The sequence below is a fragment of the Sphingomonas sp. LR60 genome (assembly GCF_036855935.1).
Classification (GTDB): domain Bacteria; phylum Pseudomonadota; class Alphaproteobacteria; order Sphingomonadales; family Sphingomonadaceae; genus Sphingomonas.
Map to the genome: position 1 here is coordinate 2,849,102 of NZ_JASPFK010000001.1, position 17,279 is coordinate 2,866,380.

Here is a 17,279-nt window from a genome sequence, read left to right on the forward strand (position 1 = left end):
GGCGATGACCCTGCCCGACCCCGCCCGCCTGCTCGACGCCTGGGAGCGCGGCCTGCACCTGCCGGTGCAGCGGCGCGCGGTGGCGCTGCTGGCCGCGCTCACGCCCGACAGCAGCGAGGCGGCGATCGCCGCGCTGCCGCTGGGGGTACGCGATGCCTTGTTGCTGGACCTGCGCGTGGCGTTGTTCGGCGCGGATCTGGCGACGGTGGTGGCGTGCCCGGCATGCGGCGAAACGCTGGAAGCGGGCTTCGCGGTCGACGACGTGCGGGTCGCGACGCCCGCGGCGCCGGTGCCGCCGGTCGCGGTCACGGGTTATCGCATCGCCTATCGCCCGCCGGCGAGCGCGGACCTGTCGGCGATCCCGGCGGGCGCGAATGCGGCGCAGGCGCGCGCCACGCTGCTGGCGCGGTGCGTGACGGTGCACGACGATGCCGGAAACCCGCGCGACATCGCGACGCTGCCCGCGGCGGCGGTGCCGGCGATCGTCGCGGGGATGGCGCAGGCCGATCCGCAGGCGGTGGTCGAATTGAAACTGGACTGTTCGGCGTGCGGGCACGGCTTCGTCGCGATCCTTGACATCGCCGCCTATCTGCTGCGCGAGGTCCATCACTGGGCGGAGCGGATGCTGCGCGACGTCGACCGGCTGGCGCGCGCCTATCACTGGCGCGAGGCCGATATCCTCGCGCTAGGGCCGGTGCGGCGCGCACTGTACCTGGAGCTTGTGGGAGGATGAACGAGCGCGGCGACTTCCTGACGCGGATCGCGGCACGGGCGGTGGGCGACGGCGCGCGGGTGGAGCCGCGGCTGGCGTCGCGGTTCGAGGATGACGGTGGCGGTGCAGTGGTCGAGCAGGTCGCCGAGATGTCGGCGGCGACGCTCGACGGGTCGGCGGAGACGTGGCCCGCGGCGGTGCTGTACCGCGTACCGCCGGCGCCGGCAGCGCGCGATGAAGCCACGGTCGCGCCCACGCGGCCGGCCGTGCACGACGCAGCGCCGGCACCGCGCGGCGCGGCGCCGGCAACCACGACGCCGGCGACAGCGCCGGTTGCGGCACCGCGACCGGCACCCGCCGCACCGGACGCCGCCGCCGCGTCACTGGCGAAGGCCGCGCCGCCGGTCGATGCGCCGGCGCTCGCCGCGCCACGCGCGCCGGATCGGATGCGCGTGGATCGGACGCCGATCATGGCCGGCGTTCGCACCCCCACATCGCCGCCGGCCCCGCCGCGCGCCGGTCACGCACCGGTCGAGCCGCGCATCGTCATGCTCGTGCCGCGGGCGGACGCGGCGCCGATGCCGGGGCTGCACACGCCCGCAAACGCCCGCGGCGCTGCATCGCCCGCGATGCCGGTGTTCGGGATGGCGCGCCACACCGCGGCGACGAGCGCGTCACCCGCGCCGCCGGTCGTCAACATCACGATCGGGCGGATCGACGTGCGCGCGCCCGCCGCAGCGCCCGCTGCGACCCGACCGGCCTCGCCGCGCGCCGCCGCGCCGCAGACGCTCGGCGACTATCTGCGCGGGCGGGACGGCGCGCGGTGAGCAACGCGCGCGCGATCGCCGCGACCACCGCGACGCTGCGCAACCTGTTGCTGGGGCAGGTGCCGCAGATCGACGTCGACCTTGCCGACCTGGACGTGACGACCCAGCCGCCCGATCTGGCGCGCAAGGGCGTGACGAAGGCGCAGCTGAACCTGTTCCTGTTCGAGACGCAGGTGGCGGCGGCGTGGCGCAACCACGACCTGCCCGCGCAGGTACGCGCCGGCGAGACGGGCACACCGCCGCTGGCGCTGAACCTGCACTATCTGCTGACCGCTTACGGGCGCGGCGAATCGGACAATGACGCCACCAGCCACCGCGCGCTGGGCAGTGCGATGGGCCTGCTGCACGATCACGCGCTGCTCGGCAGTGCGGAGATCGCCGCGGCGCTGGCCGGCAATGACCTGGACCGGCAGATCGAGCGCATCCGCATCACGCCGCGCGCGATGAGCATCGAGGAATTGTCGAAGCTCTGGACGATCTTCCAGACGCCGTACCGCATCTCGGTCGCCTATGAGGTGGGCGTCGTGCTGATCGACAGCCGGCGGCCGGTGCGCGCGCCGTTGCCGGTGCTGACGCGCGGGGCGGACGACCGCGGCCCGGTCGCCGCGGCCGGGCTGCTGCCGATGCTGGAGGCGGTGCGGCCGCCCCGCGCGCAGCCCGCGCTGCGGCTGGGCGAGGAAGCGCTGGTGACCGGCGCGAACCTGACCACGCGCGACACGGTGGCGGTGGTCGCCAGCGCGCTGAACGCGGTCGCGATCGAACTGCCGCTGACCGGCGGGGCGGCGGGTGTCGGCGTGCGGATCGACGACGATGCGGCGGCCATGGCGCGCTGGCACCCCGGCTGGCATCTGCTCAGCCTGCGCCAGACGCGCGCAGGGGTGCCGCCGCTGTCCAGCAACGCGCTGCCGCTCGCGATCGCGCCGCGGATCGTGGTCGACCCGCTGACCGCCACCGCCGGCGACGTCGCGCTGACCGTCACCTGTACGCCGCGGCTGCGCGACGGGCAGCGCGCCGTGCTGATCCTCGGCGACCGGCAGGTCGCGCCGGACACGGTGACGACGCCGGCCGATACCACGCAGCCGTCGACGCTGGGCTTCACCGTGCCGCAGGTCGGCGCTGCGGGTTCCTATGTCGTCCGGCTGCGCGTCGACGGCGTAGACAGCATTCCGGTGGTCGCGTCCGGCACGCCGCCGCTGCCGGCGTTCGACCCCGCACAGACGCTGGTGGTGTCATGAGCGAGATCGACCGCTGGTTGTCCGCCAACAACCGCTATCTCGACGGCGAGTTGAAGGCGCTGCGCGCGCGGCTGGCGGCGCGTGCCGACCAGCCGTTGCCAGTGCCGGTCGCCGCGACCGTGCGCCCGTTTTCCGCCACGCTGCAACGCTGGTTCCGCCCGCATGCAACGACGCCGGCCGCCGAGCCGGTCGCCCCCCGGTCGACAGCGTCGCCGGCCCCGTCACCGGCGAGGACGCGCCGGAGGCAAGCGCGAAATATGTGCCCGCGCTGGTGGTGCTGAGCCAGCGACTGGGGCTGAGCGAGTTCGAGCGGCAGGTGCTGCTGATGTGCGCGGCGATGGAATTCGACACCGGTTTCGGCGCGCTATGTTCGCGCACGCTGTCCGGCGCGCAACAGGACGGGCCGACCTTCGCGCTGGCGCTGGCAACGCTAGACGATCCGGCGTGGGACGTGATGTCGCCGGAACGACCGCTGCGCTACTGGCGGTTGATCGACATCCATCAACCGGGCGCAACCGCGCTGGTGACCAGCCCGCTACGCGCCGACGAGCGGATCGTCAATTACATCAAGGGCCTGAACTATCTCGACGATCGGCTGTCGCCGCTGGTCGCGATCGTCGGCGCGGACGACGGGGCGGGCGCGCTGCCGCCCAGCCATGCCGCGACCGCCGATGCGATCGTCGCACAGCTGGCGGACGGCGCGCGGCCGCCGCTGTTCCGGCTGAGCGGGCGCTGTGCGGCGGGCAAGCTGGAGATCGCGCGCAGCGTCGCGACGCAGATGGGGATGACGCTGTACCGGCTGCGCGCGGACGGCATCCCGGCGGCACTGGCCGAGAACCAGACGTTCGTGCGGCTGTGGCAGCGCGAGGCGGCGCTGTTGCCGATCGCGCTATACGTCGATGCCGAGGATGCCGAGGCGGCGCACCTGCCGGCAGTGGCGCGGTTGCTGGACAGTCTGGCCGGGCTGGTGTTCGTCGCGGCGGCCGGCGCGACACCGCCGCTGACGCGGCCGGCGGTATCCCATGCGGTCGACAAGCCGTTGCCCGCGGAACAGCAACAATTGTGGCTCGCCGCGCTGGGCACGGGCGGCGCGACGCAGGCGGCGCTGTTGACCGGGCAGTTCGATCTGGACGGCGCGCGCATCCGGGCGATCGCGGCGGAGGCGGGCGAGGACGAAGCGGCCTTGTGGTCGGCCGCGCTGCACGAGACGCGGCCGGCGCTGGACACGCTGGCGCAGGCGATCGTGCCCAAGGCGCGGTGGGGCGACATCGAATTGCCGGTGCGCGAGCGCGCGCAACTGGCCGAAATCGCCGCGCAGGTCCGCCATCGCAGCGCGGTGTACGACGATTGGGGCTTTCGCGCGCGGCTGAACCGGGGGCTGGGGATCAGCGTGCTGTTCGCGGGCGACAGCGGCACCGGCAAGACGATGGCGGCCGAGGCGCTGGCCGGCGAGCTGAACCTGCTGCTGTATCGCATCGACCTGTCGGGGGTGGTCAGCAAGTTCATCGGCGAAACCGAGAAGAACCTGCGCACGCTGTTCGACGCGGCCGAGGACGGCGGCGCGGTGCTGTTCTTCGACGAGGCCGACGCGCTGTTCGGCAAGCGCAGCGAGGTGAACGACAGCCACGACCGCTATGCCAATATCGAGGTTAATTACCTGTTGCAGCGGATGGAGAGCTATCGCGGGCTGGCGATCCTGACGACCAACATGAAGGCGTCGCTGGATCAGGCGTTCGTGCGGCGGCTGCGCTTCATCGTCAACTTCCCCTTCCCCGGCGCCCCCGAGCGCACGGAAATCTGGCGCAAGGTGTTCCCCGCGGCCGTCGACACGAGCGCGCTGGATTTCGCACGCCTGGCGCGGCTGAACGTGACCGGCGGCAACATCCACAATATCGCGCTGAACGCCGCCTTCGCCGCCGCCGCGGCGGGGGGCGCGCTGACCATGCCGGTGGTGCTGGAGGCGGCGCGGCGCGAGTTCCTGAAGGTCGACAAGCCAATCAACGAGAGCGATTTCCGCTGGCTGGAACCGGTGGAGGACACCGCATGATCGTCAACCTGCACATCGATCGGCTGGTGGTCGAAGCGCATGACGCGCGCGCGCCGGATGATGCGGCAGTGCGGGCGGCGGTAGCGGCGGCGCTGGCGCGGCAGTTGACGGACGACGCGTTGCCGGGGGCGGGAACGCCGGGCGTCGCGACGCCGGCGGACGCGGCGCTGGGCGGGCGGATCGGTGCGGCGATCGTCGCGGAACTCGGCCGATGAAGCGCGCGCACGCCACGGCGACGACGTGGACGCCACCTGCGACGCTGGCGGTGCAGCGCAAATGCGCGTGCGGGACGCATGTGCCGGGTGGCGGACACTGTACGGCGTGCGCGGCGGCCGGTCACGCGGTGCCGCTGCCGTCGGGCGGCGGACGCGCGATCGAGCCGAGGGTGCGCGCGGAGATGGAGGCAGGCTTCGGGCGCAGCTTCGCCGGCGTGCGGGTGCACGACCGCGCGGACAGCCATGCCGCCGCGCGCGACATGGACGCGCGCGCCTTCACGGTCGGGCAGGCGATCCACTTCGCGGCGGGGGAATATGCGCCGTCGCTGCCCGGCGGGAAGCGGCTGCTGGCGCACGAGCTGGCGCATACCGTGCAGCAGCGCGGGCTGTCGGGCGGTGTGCAGCGCGTCGCCGGCCATGTCGCGGATGTCGGCCCTCTGGAGGCCGAGGCGGATCGTGCGGCGGCGCAGGTGCTGGCCGGCGGCACGGCGCAGGTCACCGGCGCGGCGGGGATGCTGGCGCCGCAACGGCAGGCGGGCGGCGCGACGGCCGCGCCGCCGAAGGTCGTCCCGCCGGTCACGCCGACCGCGAAGCAGCAGGGCGTGATCGACACCGCGCGCAAGGCCGCGGCGATCCGCACGCAGATCGCGCGCTTCCGGGCCAGCGGCATCGAGGGCGCGGCGCAGGCGGCGGCGGCGCGCGCGCTGGCGAAGATCAAGTTCGTTTGGGCCGATCCCAACATGGAGCAGATCGACGACATCCTGGCCGGGATGGGCGGCGGGCTGATCAGCGTGTCGGTGCAGGTGGGCGGCGCGGGCGATTCCGAGTGCAGGGCGCGCGGCGGCTATGTCCGCGATCATCGCGCGCCGATCGTGCTGTGCCCGGCGTTCTTCACGTCCGGCCCCGAGCAGCAGATCCGCACGATGATCCACGAGATGGCGCACGTCAAAGGGATCGGCAAGGCGGATGTCACCGAAGGTTATTTCATGACGTTCGACTGTACCGAAAAGGGCGACTTCACCGCGGCGGACAGCTGGGCCAATTACGTCCATTGCCTGAGCGGGCAGACCCCCGACAAGCCCGACGACATCACCGGCAAAGCGCCCGCGAAAGGCGCGACGCCGTGACCGCGCAGCAGCACGCCACACGCACCGCGCCGCCGCCGACGCAGCGCGCGGCGCTGTCGATCCAGCGCAAGTGCGGCGCGTGCGGCACGCACACGCCCGGCGGCGAGGCGTGCACCGACTGCCGCCGCAAGAGGCCGCCGCTGCAACCGCGGCTGGCGATCGGCCCGGTCGACGATCCTTACGAGCGCGAGGCGGACCGCGTCGCGGCGCGGGTGCTCGCCGATCCGGTGTCGCCGCGCGCCGGCCGCGTCGCGCCGCGGATCCAGCGGTTCGCCGGCGCACATGCCGCACCGGCAGCGCAAGCGCCGGCGAGCGTCGACGCGGCGCTGCACGAGGCAGGCAGTGCGCTGGACGGTGCCACGCGCGCCGACATGCAGGCGCGCTTTGGCCACGATTTCTCGGGGGTGCGCGTGCACAGCGGCACGGCGGCGGCACGGTCGGCGGCGGAGATCGGCGCGCTCGCCTATACCGTCGGCAGCGACATCGTGTTCGCCGCCGGGCGCTTCGCACCGGCGACGGCGGACGGGCGCACGCTGCTGGCGCACGAGCTGACGCATGTCGTTCAGCAAGGAGGCGGGCAGCAAGGAGGCGGGCAGCAGGGCGGCGGGCGGATCGTGCAGCGCTCGCTGGACGGCTGCCGCGCCATGCTGGCCGCGCCCAGCCCGGTCAGCCTGATATCGGGAAGCGTGGTACACGCGATCATCGGCCGCGATTTCCAGTCGCGCGTGAAGGGCGCGGTGCAGATCGCCATTCCCGGCGCCTCGGCCGGGGCGCTGCGCTCGCAGGGGATCTGCGGCGGCGACGACAAGGTCATCAAGCCGCAGTTGACCGGCGGCGGCGCCGGGCTGGGGTTTCCCGATCTGGCGGTGCTCGGCCCGACCGGCGTGTTGCAGGTCGCGGAGATCAAACCGGCTGTGGTGCCGTGCCTGATCGACGGCGAGGAACAGCTGCTGCGCTACATCGACCAGGGCAATGCGCGCGACGACGCGCAGGCGGCGTGGCGCGCGGTACAGGGGATCAAGGTGGTGTCGCCGATGCTGCCGGGCAGCTACACGCCGCCGGACCTGGCGCTGGCGCTGCCGAACGGCACCGCGGCGCGGCTGCGCACCAATTGGTGTGCGCCAGGGCTGATGGGCTATACCGTCGAGGTCACCGGGCGAAAGCAGCGCGCCAAGCAGGAACAGAAGAAGAAGGTTCCAGTGCCGGCACCCAGGACGATGCCCGTGCCCAAGACGTTGCCCGTGCCCGTACCGCACGGCGGCAGCCGTCCGGTAGCCGAACCGCAGACCGGGCCCGAACCACAGACCGCGCCGGTGCCCGAGGCGGTGCCGGACGGCAAGATCCTCCCCTTCCCCGCCCCAAACCCGCTGCCGAACCCTCGCCCGAACCGGAGCAGATCCCGCAGGCGGCACGATCGGGGCACAGCATCGAGGGACTGAAGGACTTCCTGCTGAAAGTGGGCGTGCCCGCCGCGCTGATTACCGCGGTGGCCGCGATCGTGATCGTCGCCGTCGCCGACCCCGAGCCGGTTACGAAGCTGGTCGCAGCGGGCGCGGCGGCGCTGGGGATCGGCACCGTCGCGGCGACGGCGCTGGCGCTGGTGATCATGCGCTGGTGGCACAGCCCCGACGCCACCGACGAGGGGCCGAGCGCATGACCGCCTACCCACGCTCTCCGCGGCTTATCAAGGGCGGAATCGTGCTGGTCGATGCGCGATCGGGCGCGGTGCTGCGCGTGGTGGCGCTGCAATACAACCCCGACACGCTGTCGCGCACGCTGGCGGTACAGTCGGCCGGCGGCCAGAGCGGCGACCGGCTGGAGGCGATGCGGCTGACCGGACCGCCGGCGGAGACGATCAAGCTGGAGGCGGAGATCGACGTCACCGACCAGCTGGAACAGCCCGACCGGAACCCCGATGCTCCGCAACTGGGCATCCATCCGCAACTCGCCGCGCTGGAGACGATCATCTATCCGGGCAGCGCCGCGTTGCAGGCCGCCGAGACGCTGGCGCGCGCCGGTACGCTGGAAATCGCGCCGGCCGAGGCGCCGCTGACGCTGTTCGTGTGGAGCAAGGAGCGGGTGCTGCCGGTGCGGATCACCGATTTCGCGATCACCGAGGAAGCGTTCGACCCGAACCTGAACCCGATCCGCGCCAGAGTGTCGCTGGGGATGCGCGTGCTGTCGAGCAGCGATCTGCCCACCGGGCATCGCGGCGCCGGGCTGTTCATGACGCACCTTCAGAACAAGGAACAGCTCGCGCGACGCAGTGCGGGCGCGATGCCGGGCGCACTGCGGATCGGAGCGATCGGATGAGCCTGCCCTTCCCGCCCGCCAGCCGCTATGCCGGCATCGAAACCGCGACGATCGCCGATGCCGATGGCGTGGCCACCGTCTACCTGCGCCGACGCTTCGTGCCCGCGCCGGAGCGGTTCGCGACGATCGGCGAACATGTCGTGACGCAGGGCGAGCGGCTGGACAATGTCACCGCGCGCTACCTCGACGATCCCGAGCAGTTCTGGCGCCTGTGCGACGCCAATCGCGCTTTGCGCCCCGCCGCGTTAGTGGAGACGATCGGGCGGACGCTGCGCATCACCTTGCCCGAAGGCGTGCCGGGGCCCGAGGGGAGGCCGGGGGCGAGCGATGGGTAGCACCAGCCTGACGCTGCTGATCGGGCCGGCGGTGCCCGTCCCCGCCCCGGCGGCGGTGATCGAGGCGCTGACTGGTGTCAGCGTCAGTCACGATGCGACGCGCAGCGGCTTCCAGCTGAGCTTCGCCGTCAGCAAGACCTCGACGTTGCTGACCACCTTGCTGCCGGCCGGATATTTCGATCCGATCGTCACGCGCATCGTCGTCATCGCAACGGCCGGCGGGGTGCCGAACGTGTTGATGGACGGGATCGTGACACAGCAGCAGCTTCAGCCGTCTAGCGAGCCGGGCGGATCGACGCTGACCATCACCGGCGAAGACCTGAGCGTGGCGATGGACGTCGCATCGCTGACCCGCCCGTTCCCGGCGATGGACGAGACCGCGATCGTCAATCTGATCCTGCTGCCCTATCTCGCGCTGGGCATCGTGCCGGTGGTGATCCCGCCGATCGTGCCGATCCTGGAGGCGCCGACCGCCGGGTGGAATACGCAGACCAACCAGACCGACCGCGCCTACATCCGCCAGCTCGCGGACCGCTGCGGCTATGTGTTCTTCGTCCGGCCCGGGCCGTTGCCGCTGCAAAGCGTCGCCTATTTCGGGCCGGACGTCGACGTGCCGGTGCCGCAACCCGCGCTGACCATCAACATGGACGCGCACACCAATGTCGAATCGCTCAGCTTCACGCTGAACGGGCTGGCCAAGAAGATCCGCGTGTTCACGATCTTCGACCCCGTCACGAAGAAGGTGCCGATCCCGATCCCTTTGCCCAACATCAACGCGTTCAAGCCGCCGCTGGGGCTGCGGCCGACGCCGCCGGCGCGGATCGAATTCGACGAGGAGAGCGCGAACCTGACACCCGACAAGGCGGCGCGCAACATCCTCGGCTTCCTGCTCGACCGGAACAATGCGGCGGCGGTGACGGGCAGCGGATCGCTGGACGTGCTGCGCTACGGCCGGTCGCTGGCGCCGCGGATGCTGGTCGGCGTGCGCGGGGCGGGGATCGCCTATGACGGGCTATATTATGTCGACAGCGTGTCGCACGACCTGAAGAGGGGCAGCTACAAACAGAATTTCACGCTGTCGCGCGACGGGTTGATCGCCAACGTGCCGGTGCTGCCGGTATGAGCGGCGCGCCTTTCTGGGGAAAATACCGCGGGACGGTGGTCAACAACATCGACCCGGAGCTGCGCGGGCGGCTGAACTGCCTGGTACCCGACGTGTACGGCGTGGTGCCGTCCAGCTGGGCCGAGCCGTGCGCGCCGCTGGCCGGGCCGACCGGGCCGCCCATGGGGGTCTATATGGTCCCGCCGATCGGCGCGGGCGTATGGATCGAGTTCGAGCATGGCGATCCCGACTATCCGATCTGGGTGGGATGCCGGTTCGGGTCGACCGCCGATGTGCCGCCGCTCGCGCTGGCCGGCCTGCCGGTCAGCCCGAGCATCGTGTTGCAGACCGCCGGGCAGAATATGGTCGTCATCAGCGACCTGCCCGGCCCGGCCGGGGGCATCATGATCCAGTCCGGTGCGTCGATCGTGTCGATCAGCCAGGCCGGCATCACGCTGACCGCGCCGAAGGTGGAAATCACCGCGGCGACGATCAGCCTGACCGGCATCACCGACATCAATCAGGGCGCGCTGAAGATCACTTAGGGAGAAGGACAGGCCGATGCCGGGTTTCATGCTGCACGCGGGCGCCAATGTGCTCTGCCTCCACGCCGGCATCGCGCATCCGACCGCGCCCAACCCGCGCGTGACGGTCGGCGGGCAGCCGATCGTGACCATCGCCGCGCCCTACACGATCGCGGGCTGCACCTTTCCGGCGATGACCGTCGGCGCGCCGCCGTGCACCACCGCGCAATTCGCGACCGCCGCGCTGCGCGTGACCGCGTCGGGGCAGCCGGTGCTGCTGACCGACAGTCAGGCGACGTGCATCCCGACCGGCACCCCGTTGACGATCGTCGCCGCGCAGCCGCGCGTGCGGGCGATGTGAGGGCGGCATGAACATCGCCTTCCCGCTCCGCTTCGACGCGACGGGTCGCACAGCGACCTGTGACGACGCGCGCCACATCCGCGACATGATCGAGGTCTTCCTGTTCACCGCGCCCGGCGAGCGCGTGAACCGCCCCGATTTCGGCAGCGGGCTGTTGCAGATGACGTTCGCGCCCAACAGCCCGGAACTGGCGGCGGCGTTGCACTATACGATCCGCGCCGGGCTGGACCGCTGGCTGGGCGACCTGATCGAGGTCCGCTCGCTGGAGGTGAGCGGCGACGATGCGCAGGTGCTGGTCGATATCGCCTATGCGGTGCGGCGCACCGGCGCGATCGTCGAGACGCGCTTCGACAGGCGCCTGTCGTGAGCGGCGCACGCCGCACGGCGCTGTTCGCCGCCCACGACTGGAACGGGCTGGACTATCTCGAGGTCGCGGACGACCAGCGCTCGCTGTGCGTGCATTTCTTCAACGGCATCCCCGACGGGCTGTCCGTCGCGCACGTCCGCATCGCGGGCGGCAGACGCATCCGCGACATCCGCGTGCTGCGCATCGCGCGCGATCCGTCGCATGACGAGGAGGTCGACGATTGCCTGCGGATCGATCTGGACCGTGCCGGCGACTTCTCGACCTACACATTGTGTTTGATCGACGTGCCGGGCATCGACCCGCGCTTTCGCTGCCTCGACTTCAGCTTCAAGACGCAATGCCCCGGCGATCTCGACTGCGGCGACGCGGCGGCATGTCCGACCGCGCCGGTCGCGGCGATCTACGTGGACTATCTGGCGAAGGATTACGCCAGCTTTCGCCCGCTGCTGCTCGACCGGCTGGCGTTGACGCTGCCTGACTGGCGCGAGCGGCATGTGCCCGATCCGGGGGTCACGCTGGTCGAACTGCTCGCTTATGCCGGCGATCAGTTGAGCTATCAGCAGGATGCGGTGGCGACCGAGGCGTATCTGGCGACGGCGCGGCGGCGGATCTCGGTGCGGCGGCACCTGCGGCTGATCGACTATGCGCTGCACGAGGGGTGCAATGCGCGCGCGTTCGTGACCGTCGCGACCAGCGCCGACTTCACCGTGGCGCGCGCTGGCGACATGACGTTCCTCACGCGGGCGGACGGCGTGGCGACGACGGGCGGGGGATTCGTTGTCGCCGACATGCTGGCGACCCGGTCCGCGCCGGACCATGTCGTGTTCGAGCCGCTGGTGCGCGACGGCGCGGTCACGTTTCGCGCGGCGCATGGCCGGATTGCCTTCCACGACTGGGGCGAGGACGAATGTTGCCTGCCGCGCGGCGCGACCGCTGCGACGCTGGTCGACGGGTACCTGGATGACGCGGCGGCGCGGCTCGGGTTGAGCGTCGGCGACTGGCTGATCTTCGAGGAGGTCGTGGGGCCGACGACCGGCAATCCGGCCGATGCCGATCCCGCGCATCGCCACGTCGTCCGGCTGACCACGGTGACCCCGGGGCGCGACGCGTTGCTGGGCGTGGCGGTGGTCGAGATCGAATGGGCGGCCGAGGATGCGCTGCCGTTCGCGCTGTGCCTGTCGTCGCGCCGCCCCGCCCCCGATTGCGACCGCGTGCGCGAGGTAAGCGTCGCGCGCGGCAATGTGGTGGCGGTCGATCACGGGCAGACCTTCACGCAGGTCCTCGATCCAGTGCCGGGCGTCGACCTGCCGGGCGAATGCGCGTGCGAGGGCAGCGTGATCGAAGTGCGCCGGGCGGCGGGCAGCCATATGCCGGTGCTGTCGCGCGCGTCGCTGACCTTCGCCGAGCCGGTGGCGGCGGGATGCAGTGCGGCGGCGCTGCTGATCCGCGATCCGCGGCGCGCGGTGGCGGCGGTGCGGGTGGATGACGATGGCGGCAGCTGGACGCCGCGCGCCGACCTACTGGCGAGCGACGGCGATGCGCGCGACGTCGTGGTGGAGGTGGACGACGACGGCATCGCGCACCTGCGGTTCGGTGACGGCACGCATGGACGCGCGCCGGATGTCGGCGTCGCCGCGCGTGCGACCGCCCGAGCCGGCAACGGCAGCAGCGGCAACGTCGGGCGCGAGGCGATCGCGCTGCTCGCGCTCAGCGGCGAGCGTGTGGACGGCGTCGAGATCACCGTCCGCAATCCGATCGCGGCAAGCGGCGGAACCGCGGCGGAGGCGATGGGCGAGGCGCGGCTGTTCGCACCCGGCCTGATCCAGGCGCGGCGCGAGCGCGCGATCGTCGCGGACGATTATGCCGAGCTGGCGGTGCGCGAGACGCCGACGCTGCAAGGTGCGGCGGCGACGCTGCGCTGGACGGGCAGCTGGCACGAGGCGCAGGTGGCGATCGATCCGCTGCACCGCGACGACGCCACGCACGCCCTGATCGCCGCGGTGACGGAGGCGCTGCGCGGTTACCGGCGGATCGGGCACGACCTGTCCGTCACCGCGGCGAGGATCGTGCCGCTGCGACTGGCGATGCGCGTCTGCGTGCTGCCGCATTACCGCGCGGCGGCGGTGAAGCGCGCGCTGCTGGAGGTGTTCTCCGCCGGGCTGCGGGGCGATGGACGGCCCGGCTTCTTCCACCCGGACCGGATGCGCTTCGGCGCACCGGTGGCGTCGTCGCAGGTGATCGCGGCGGCGATGGCGGTCGAGGGGATCGAGACGGTGCGCGTCACCGCGCTGGAACGGCTGGACCGGCCGGGAGACACGACCGCGCTGGATACCGGCCAGCTGCTGCTGCGGCCCGGCGAGATCGCGCAACTGGCGAACGATCCGGATTACCCGGAACACGGGCGGCTGGCGTTCGAGATGGGAGGCGGGCGATGAACTGCACGTGCGGATGCTGCGACGGAGTGCGGGCGGTCACGCCGGCGACGATCGAAAACCGTCCGGGGCTGGGCGCGATCGCTGCGCGGATCGGCACCCACTCCAGCTTCCTGGAAGCGATGCGCGCGCGGCTGTCTGCGGCGGACTTCCCCGAGCTGGCCGGGCTGCGCACCCGCGACGCCGCCGATCCGGCGATCGCGCTGCTGGATGGCTGCGCGCTGCTTGCGGACGTGCTGACCTTCTATCAGGAGCGGATCGCCAACGAAGGCTATCTGCGCACCGCGACCGAGCGCCGCTCGCTGGTCGAACTGGCGCGGCTGATCGGCTACGCGCCGCGCCCCGGCGTCGCGGCCAGCGTGTTCCTGGCGTTCGGGATCGAGAAGGATGCGCCGCCGACCGTGATCCCGCGCGGCAGCAAGGCGAACAGCGTGCCGCGCCCGGGCGAGACGATGCAGGCGTTCGAGACGAGCGCCGACCTGCCGGCGCGCTTCGCCTGGAACGCGATCCGCCCGCGGCAGGTGCAGCCGCAGACGCTGGCGACGATCCTGCGCGACGGCATCTTCCTGAGCGGCACCGGGACGCGGCTGACGCCGGGCGACCTGCTGCTGCTGGCGCGGGCGGGCACCGACACCCAGTCGCCCGCCTTCGTCGCCACGGTCGAACCCGACGCGGCGGCGAAGCGGACGCGGGTGACGCTGCGAGGATATGACGAGGCAAGTGACGCCGGCGGGGAGGACGCCCCGTCGTCGTGGCTGGCCGCGCTGCTGACCCCCGCCGCGCAGCCGCCGCTGGGCAGTGCCCAATTGCCGCGTGCCGTGGCGCACAGCTTTGCGCAGGGTGCCGATACGCTGCCGACGTTGCTGACCAGACTGGCGCCGGCGCTGGCGACCTCGCTGTACCCGGCGCTTCGCAACGCCGCCGCGCCGGTGGAGCAGCCGCTGGAGGTGTATGCGATGCGGATCGTCGCGCGGCCGTTCGGGCACAATGCGCCGCTGCGGCTCCAGCAGATCGGCGACCGCGCAACGCCGCCGGAATTCGCGGAATGGACCTTCCACCCCACCGACGACATCACTTATGGGCCGACCACGATCGCGCTGGATGCGGATCACGATGTCGCGCCGGACACGCGGCTGGTGATCGAGCGCGCGGACGGCAAGATGATCGACGTGACGAAGGTCGACGTGATCCGGCATCTGTCGCTGGCGCGCTTCGGCCTTGGCGGGCCATCGGTGCTGCTGTCGTGGAAGGACGACGGCGCGCCGTGGCTGGACAAGGACGACGACTTCGCGATGATCCGCGGATCGCGCGTGTGGCTGGGCAGCGAGCGGCTGGCGCTGGCCGATGCGCCGATCACCGATGCGGTGGCGGGCGACACGATCGATCTGGACGATGTGTACGAAGGGCTGGACACCGGCCGCTGGCTAATCGTCGAGGGCGAGCGCAGCGACGTGCGCGATCCGCGCGGCCGGCCGGTGCCGGGGCTGCGCGCGACCGAACTGGTGATGCTGGCGGGCGTGACGCAGCGCGTGCGCGGCACCGCACCACCGACGGACGACGGCCAGGGCGACGGACAGGGCGATGGCCAGAGCGATGGCACCGGCTCGCCGTCGATGACCGCGACGTCCGGGCCGAAGGACCCCGACGGGCCGCAACCCGGCGACACGGTGCATTCCACGATCACGATCGCGGCGTCCACCGCGACGGGCGCGCCGGGGCTGGCCTATCGCTACAAGCGCGACACGGTGACGATCCACGCGAATGTCGCGCACGCGACCCATGGCGAGACGCGCGCCGAAACGCTGGGCGACGGCAATGCCGCGCAGGCGATGCAACGCTTCGCATTGCGCCAGCCGCCGCTCACCTATGTCTCCGCACGGACACCGGCCGGCGTCGCGAACACGCTGGCGCTGCGCGTCAACGACGTGTTGTGGCACGAGGTCGCGACGCTGGCGACCGCGGGCGCAACCGACCGCAGCTACACGATCGCCACCGACGACGACGGGATGGTCGTGGCGACTTTCGGCAACGGTGTACGCGGGATGCGCGTCCCGAGCGGGCGCGGGAACGTGAAGGCGCGTTATCGCAGCGGGATCGGTGCGGGCGGCAATGTCGCGGCGCGGCAGATCAGCCTGCTGGCCTCGCGGCCGCTGGGCGTGAAGGACGTGGTCAACCCGATCCGTGCCGCCGGCGGCGCGGATCGCGAGGATGGCGAGGCGATCCGCCGCAACGCGCCGATCGCGATCATGGCGCTCGATCGGTTGCTGTCGACCAGCGACTATGCCGACTTCGCGCGTGGCTTCGCCGGGATCGGCAAGGCCGTGGCGACGCTGGTCGGCACGCGCGTGAACGTGGTGATCGCGGGGGTAGACGACGCGCCGATCGATGCCGGTTCCGATCTGTACGCGAACCTGAAGGATGCGCTGCGCCGGTTCGGCGACCCGCTGGTGCCGCTGACCCTGACCGCGTGCCGGCGATCGACCCTGATCGTGCAGGCCGGCGTGCGGATCGACCGCGATTACATGTGGGAGGCGGTGGAGCCGCAGGTGCGCGCGGCGTTGCTGGCGGCGTTCGCCTTCGACCGGCGCGATCCCGGCGCGCCGGCTTTCCTGAGCCACGCGTTTCGCGCGATCCAGAGCGTGCGCGGGGTGGTCTCCGCCGACATCGACGTGTTCGACGCGGTCTCGTTCGAGCAGGTCAGCGACCTGGACGGCGCGGCGCTGGCCGGGCTGTTGACGCAGGCGCGCGCGCGGATCGACGTCGCGCCGGACCGGATCGCCTATCTGTCGCCGGCGGTGCCCGATACGCTGATCCTTCAGGAGCTGCCGTCATGACGCCCGCGCCGCAGACGCTGTACGCCCTGTTGCCCGACCATGCGCGTGGCCGCGATGGCGAGGCCGGCTATCCGCTGCGCGCGCTGCTGGCGGTGATGGACGAGCAGCTCCACGCGATCGGGCGCGACATCGACCGGCAATATGCCGACTGGTTCATCGAGACGTGCGCCGACTGGGTGGTGCCGTACATCGGCGATCTGGTCGGCTATCGGCCCGTGGCGGCGGCAGGGCTGTCGGCCGATCGCGGCACGCCCCGGCTGAACGCGGTGCTGACGCCGCGCGCCGAAGTGGCGAACACGCTGGCCTTTCGCCGCCGCAAGGGCACCGTCGCGTTGCTGGACGAGCTGGCGCGGCGGGTGACGGGCTGGCCGTCGCGGGTGGTGGAAGGCTACACGTTGCTGTCGCGCACGCAGCATATCGACCATGTCCGCGCCGATCGCGGCCGATCGGTCGACCTGCGCGACGGTGCGGCGCTGGCGCGGCTGGGAACGCCGTTCGACACGCTGGCGCACGGCATCGACGTGCGCGGGCACGGGCGCAACGTGCCGGACGTCGTCGACTTCGCATGGCGGCTGAAGACGCGAGGGGTGACCCATGCGCCCGCCTGCTGCGTCGAAAGCGAGGGGACGCAATGCTACACCTTCAGCGTGCTGGGCAACGACGGTCCGCTCTACGCCGCGGCGCTGCCGGGCCATGGGCCGGGCGATGCGCCGGGCGACACGCCGGAGGCCGGCCTGCCGGTGCGCATCCGCCGCGACATGTTCGCCCGGCGGGTGTCGCAGCTCCCCTAACGGTCGAGGCGAACCCCGCACTGTACGGGGCGGTTCGCAGCGTCGCCATCTACGCGC

General features: G+C 71.9%; 18 protein-coding genes. All 18 read left to right on the forward strand.

Annotated features, from left to right (window positions below):
- Positions 1 to 4: 4 nt before the first annotated feature.
- Genes QP166_RS13315 through QP166_RS13400 form a run of 18 tightly spaced genes read left to right on the forward strand, consistent with a single transcriptional unit; the run spans position 5 to position 17,222 of the window.
- Positions 5 to 733, forward strand: a complete 729-nt coding sequence (locus QP166_RS13315; protein WP_333916338.1) for a T4 family baseplate hub assembly chaperone — start codon at positions 5 to 7, stop codon at positions 731 to 733.
- The gene (locus QP166_RS13320) at positions 730 to 1,539 is read left to right on the forward strand and encodes a hypothetical protein (RefSeq protein WP_333916339.1); all 810 of its coding nucleotides are present in this window, start codon (positions 730 to 732) and stop codon (positions 1,537 to 1,539) included. The genes QP166_RS13315 and QP166_RS13320 overlap by 4 nt, the downstream gene beginning before the upstream one ends.
- Complete coding sequence (locus tag QP166_RS13325) at positions 1,536 to 2,774, forward strand: DUF4255 domain-containing protein (protein WP_333916340.1); 1,239 nt, start codon at positions 1,536 to 1,538, stop codon at positions 2,772 to 2,774. Before QP166_RS13320 ends, QP166_RS13325 begins: the two co-directional genes overlap by 4 nt.
- A complete protein-coding gene (locus tag QP166_RS13330) occupies positions 2,771 to 3,055 on the forward strand; it encodes a hypothetical protein (protein WP_333916341.1) in 285 nt (94 codons plus the stop codon). The genes QP166_RS13325 and QP166_RS13330 overlap by 4 nt, the downstream gene beginning before the upstream one ends.
- On the forward strand, positions 3,034 to 4,821 hold the full coding sequence (locus QP166_RS13335) for an ATP-binding protein (protein ID WP_333916342.1): 1,788 nt from the start codon (positions 3,034 to 3,036) through the stop codon (positions 4,819 to 4,821). The genes QP166_RS13330 and QP166_RS13335 overlap by 22 nt, the downstream gene beginning before the upstream one ends.
- Positions 4,818 to 5,036 carry a hypothetical protein gene (locus tag QP166_RS13340; RefSeq protein ID WP_333916343.1) on the forward strand — a complete coding sequence of 73 codons (219 nt, stop codon included), beginning with the start codon at positions 4,818 to 4,820 and terminating at the stop codon, positions 5,034 to 5,036. The genes QP166_RS13335 and QP166_RS13340 overlap by 4 nt, the downstream gene beginning before the upstream one ends.
- Positions 5,033 to 6,163: an eCIS core domain-containing protein gene (locus tag QP166_RS13345; protein ID WP_333916344.1), complete on the forward strand. Its 1,131-nt coding sequence runs from the start codon at positions 5,033 to 5,035 to the stop codon at positions 6,161 to 6,163. The genes QP166_RS13340 and QP166_RS13345 overlap by 4 nt, the downstream gene beginning before the upstream one ends.
- Complete coding sequence (locus tag QP166_RS13350; RefSeq protein WP_333916345.1) at positions 6,160 to 7,602, forward strand: eCIS core domain-containing protein; 1,443 nt, start codon at positions 6,160 to 6,162, stop codon at positions 7,600 to 7,602. Before QP166_RS13345 ends, QP166_RS13350 begins: the two co-directional genes overlap by 4 nt.
- Positions 7,603 to 7,625: 23 nt before the next feature.
- Positions 7,626 to 7,820 carry a hypothetical protein gene (locus QP166_RS13355; protein ID WP_333916346.1) on the forward strand — a complete coding sequence of 65 codons (195 nt, stop codon included), beginning with the start codon at positions 7,626 to 7,628 and terminating at the stop codon, positions 7,818 to 7,820.
- Positions 7,817 to 8,476 carry a hypothetical protein gene (locus tag QP166_RS13360; protein WP_333916347.1) on the forward strand — a complete coding sequence of 220 codons (660 nt, stop codon included), beginning with the start codon at positions 7,817 to 7,819 and terminating at the stop codon, positions 8,474 to 8,476. Before QP166_RS13355 ends, QP166_RS13360 begins: the two co-directional genes overlap by 4 nt.
- Positions 8,473 to 8,811 carry a hypothetical protein gene (locus QP166_RS13365; protein ID WP_333916348.1) on the forward strand — a complete coding sequence of 113 codons (339 nt, stop codon included), beginning with the start codon at positions 8,473 to 8,475 and terminating at the stop codon, positions 8,809 to 8,811. The genes QP166_RS13360 and QP166_RS13365 overlap by 4 nt, the downstream gene beginning before the upstream one ends.
- Complete coding sequence (locus QP166_RS13370) at positions 8,804 to 9,934, forward strand: hypothetical protein (RefSeq protein WP_333916349.1); 1,131 nt, start codon at positions 8,804 to 8,806, stop codon at positions 9,932 to 9,934. Before QP166_RS13365 ends, QP166_RS13370 begins: the two co-directional genes overlap by 8 nt.
- Positions 9,931 to 10,458 carry a phage baseplate assembly protein V gene (locus tag QP166_RS13375; protein ID WP_333916350.1) on the forward strand — a complete coding sequence of 176 codons (528 nt, stop codon included), beginning with the start codon at positions 9,931 to 9,933 and terminating at the stop codon, positions 10,456 to 10,458. Before QP166_RS13370 ends, QP166_RS13375 begins: the two co-directional genes overlap by 4 nt.
- 16 nt (positions 10,459 to 10,474) lie before the next feature.
- The gene (locus QP166_RS13380; protein WP_333916351.1) at positions 10,475 to 10,798 is read left to right on the forward strand and encodes a hypothetical protein; all 324 of its coding nucleotides are present in this window, start codon (positions 10,475 to 10,477) and stop codon (positions 10,796 to 10,798) included.
- A gap of 7 nt (positions 10,799 to 10,805) precedes the next feature.
- Positions 10,806 to 11,165: a GPW/gp25 family protein gene (locus tag QP166_RS13385; protein ID WP_333916352.1), complete on the forward strand. Its 360-nt coding sequence runs from the start codon at positions 10,806 to 10,808 to the stop codon at positions 11,163 to 11,165.
- The gene (locus QP166_RS13390; RefSeq protein ID WP_333916353.1) at positions 11,162 to 13,600 is read left to right on the forward strand and encodes a hypothetical protein; all 2,439 of its coding nucleotides are present in this window, start codon (positions 11,162 to 11,164) and stop codon (positions 13,598 to 13,600) included. The genes QP166_RS13385 and QP166_RS13390 overlap by 4 nt, the downstream gene beginning before the upstream one ends.
- The gene (locus QP166_RS13395; RefSeq protein ID WP_333916354.1) at positions 13,597 to 16,431 is read left to right on the forward strand and encodes a baseplate J/gp47 family protein; all 2,835 of its coding nucleotides are present in this window, start codon (positions 13,597 to 13,599) and stop codon (positions 16,429 to 16,431) included. The genes QP166_RS13390 and QP166_RS13395 overlap by 4 nt, the downstream gene beginning before the upstream one ends.
- A complete protein-coding gene (locus QP166_RS13400) occupies positions 16,428 to 17,222 on the forward strand; it encodes a hypothetical protein (protein ID WP_333916355.1) in 795 nt (264 codons plus the stop codon). The genes QP166_RS13395 and QP166_RS13400 overlap by 4 nt, the downstream gene beginning before the upstream one ends.
- The last annotated feature ends 57 nt before the right edge of the window (positions 17,223 to 17,279 follow it).

What these genes read in the sequence shown, in the direction of transcription:
- QP166_RS13315 (WP_333916338.1), top strand. Translation starts at nt 5, where the DNA reads ATGACCCTGCCCGACCCCGCCCGCCTGCTCGACGCCTGGGAGCGCGGC.
- QP166_RS13320 (WP_333916339.1), top strand. Translation starts at nt 730, where the DNA reads ATGAACGAGCGCGGCGACTTCCTGACGCGGATCGCGGCACGGGCGGTG.
- QP166_RS13330 (WP_333916341.1), top strand. Translation starts at nt 2,771, where the DNA reads ATGAGCGAGATCGACCGCTGGTTGTCCGCCAACAACCGCTATCTCGAC.
- QP166_RS13340 (WP_333916343.1), top strand. Translation starts at nt 4,818, where the DNA reads ATGATCGTCAACCTGCACATCGATCGGCTGGTGGTCGAAGCGCATGAC.
- QP166_RS13345 (WP_333916344.1), top strand. Translation starts at nt 5,033, where the DNA reads ATGAAGCGCGCGCACGCCACGGCGACGACGTGGACGCCACCTGCGACG.
- QP166_RS13360 (WP_333916347.1), top strand. Translation starts at nt 7,817, where the DNA reads ATGACCGCCTACCCACGCTCTCCGCGGCTTATCAAGGGCGGAATCGTG.
- QP166_RS13365 (WP_333916348.1), top strand. Translation starts at nt 8,473, where the DNA reads ATGAGCCTGCCCTTCCCGCCCGCCAGCCGCTATGCCGGCATCGAAACC.
- QP166_RS13370 (WP_333916349.1), top strand. Translation starts at nt 8,804, where the DNA reads ATGGGTAGCACCAGCCTGACGCTGCTGATCGGGCCGGCGGTGCCCGTC.
- QP166_RS13375 (WP_333916350.1), top strand. Translation starts at nt 9,931, where the DNA reads ATGAGCGGCGCGCCTTTCTGGGGAAAATACCGCGGGACGGTGGTCAAC.
- QP166_RS13380 (WP_333916351.1), top strand. Translation starts at nt 10,475, where the DNA reads ATGCCGGGTTTCATGCTGCACGCGGGCGCCAATGTGCTCTGCCTCCAC.
- QP166_RS13385 (WP_333916352.1), top strand. Translation starts at nt 10,806, where the DNA reads ATGAACATCGCCTTCCCGCTCCGCTTCGACGCGACGGGTCGCACAGCG.
- QP166_RS13395 (WP_333916354.1), top strand. Translation starts at nt 13,597, where the DNA reads ATGAACTGCACGTGCGGATGCTGCGACGGAGTGCGGGCGGTCACGCCG.
- QP166_RS13400 (WP_333916355.1), top strand. Translation starts at nt 16,428, where the DNA reads ATGACGCCCGCGCCGCAGACGCTGTACGCCCTGTTGCCCGACCATGCG.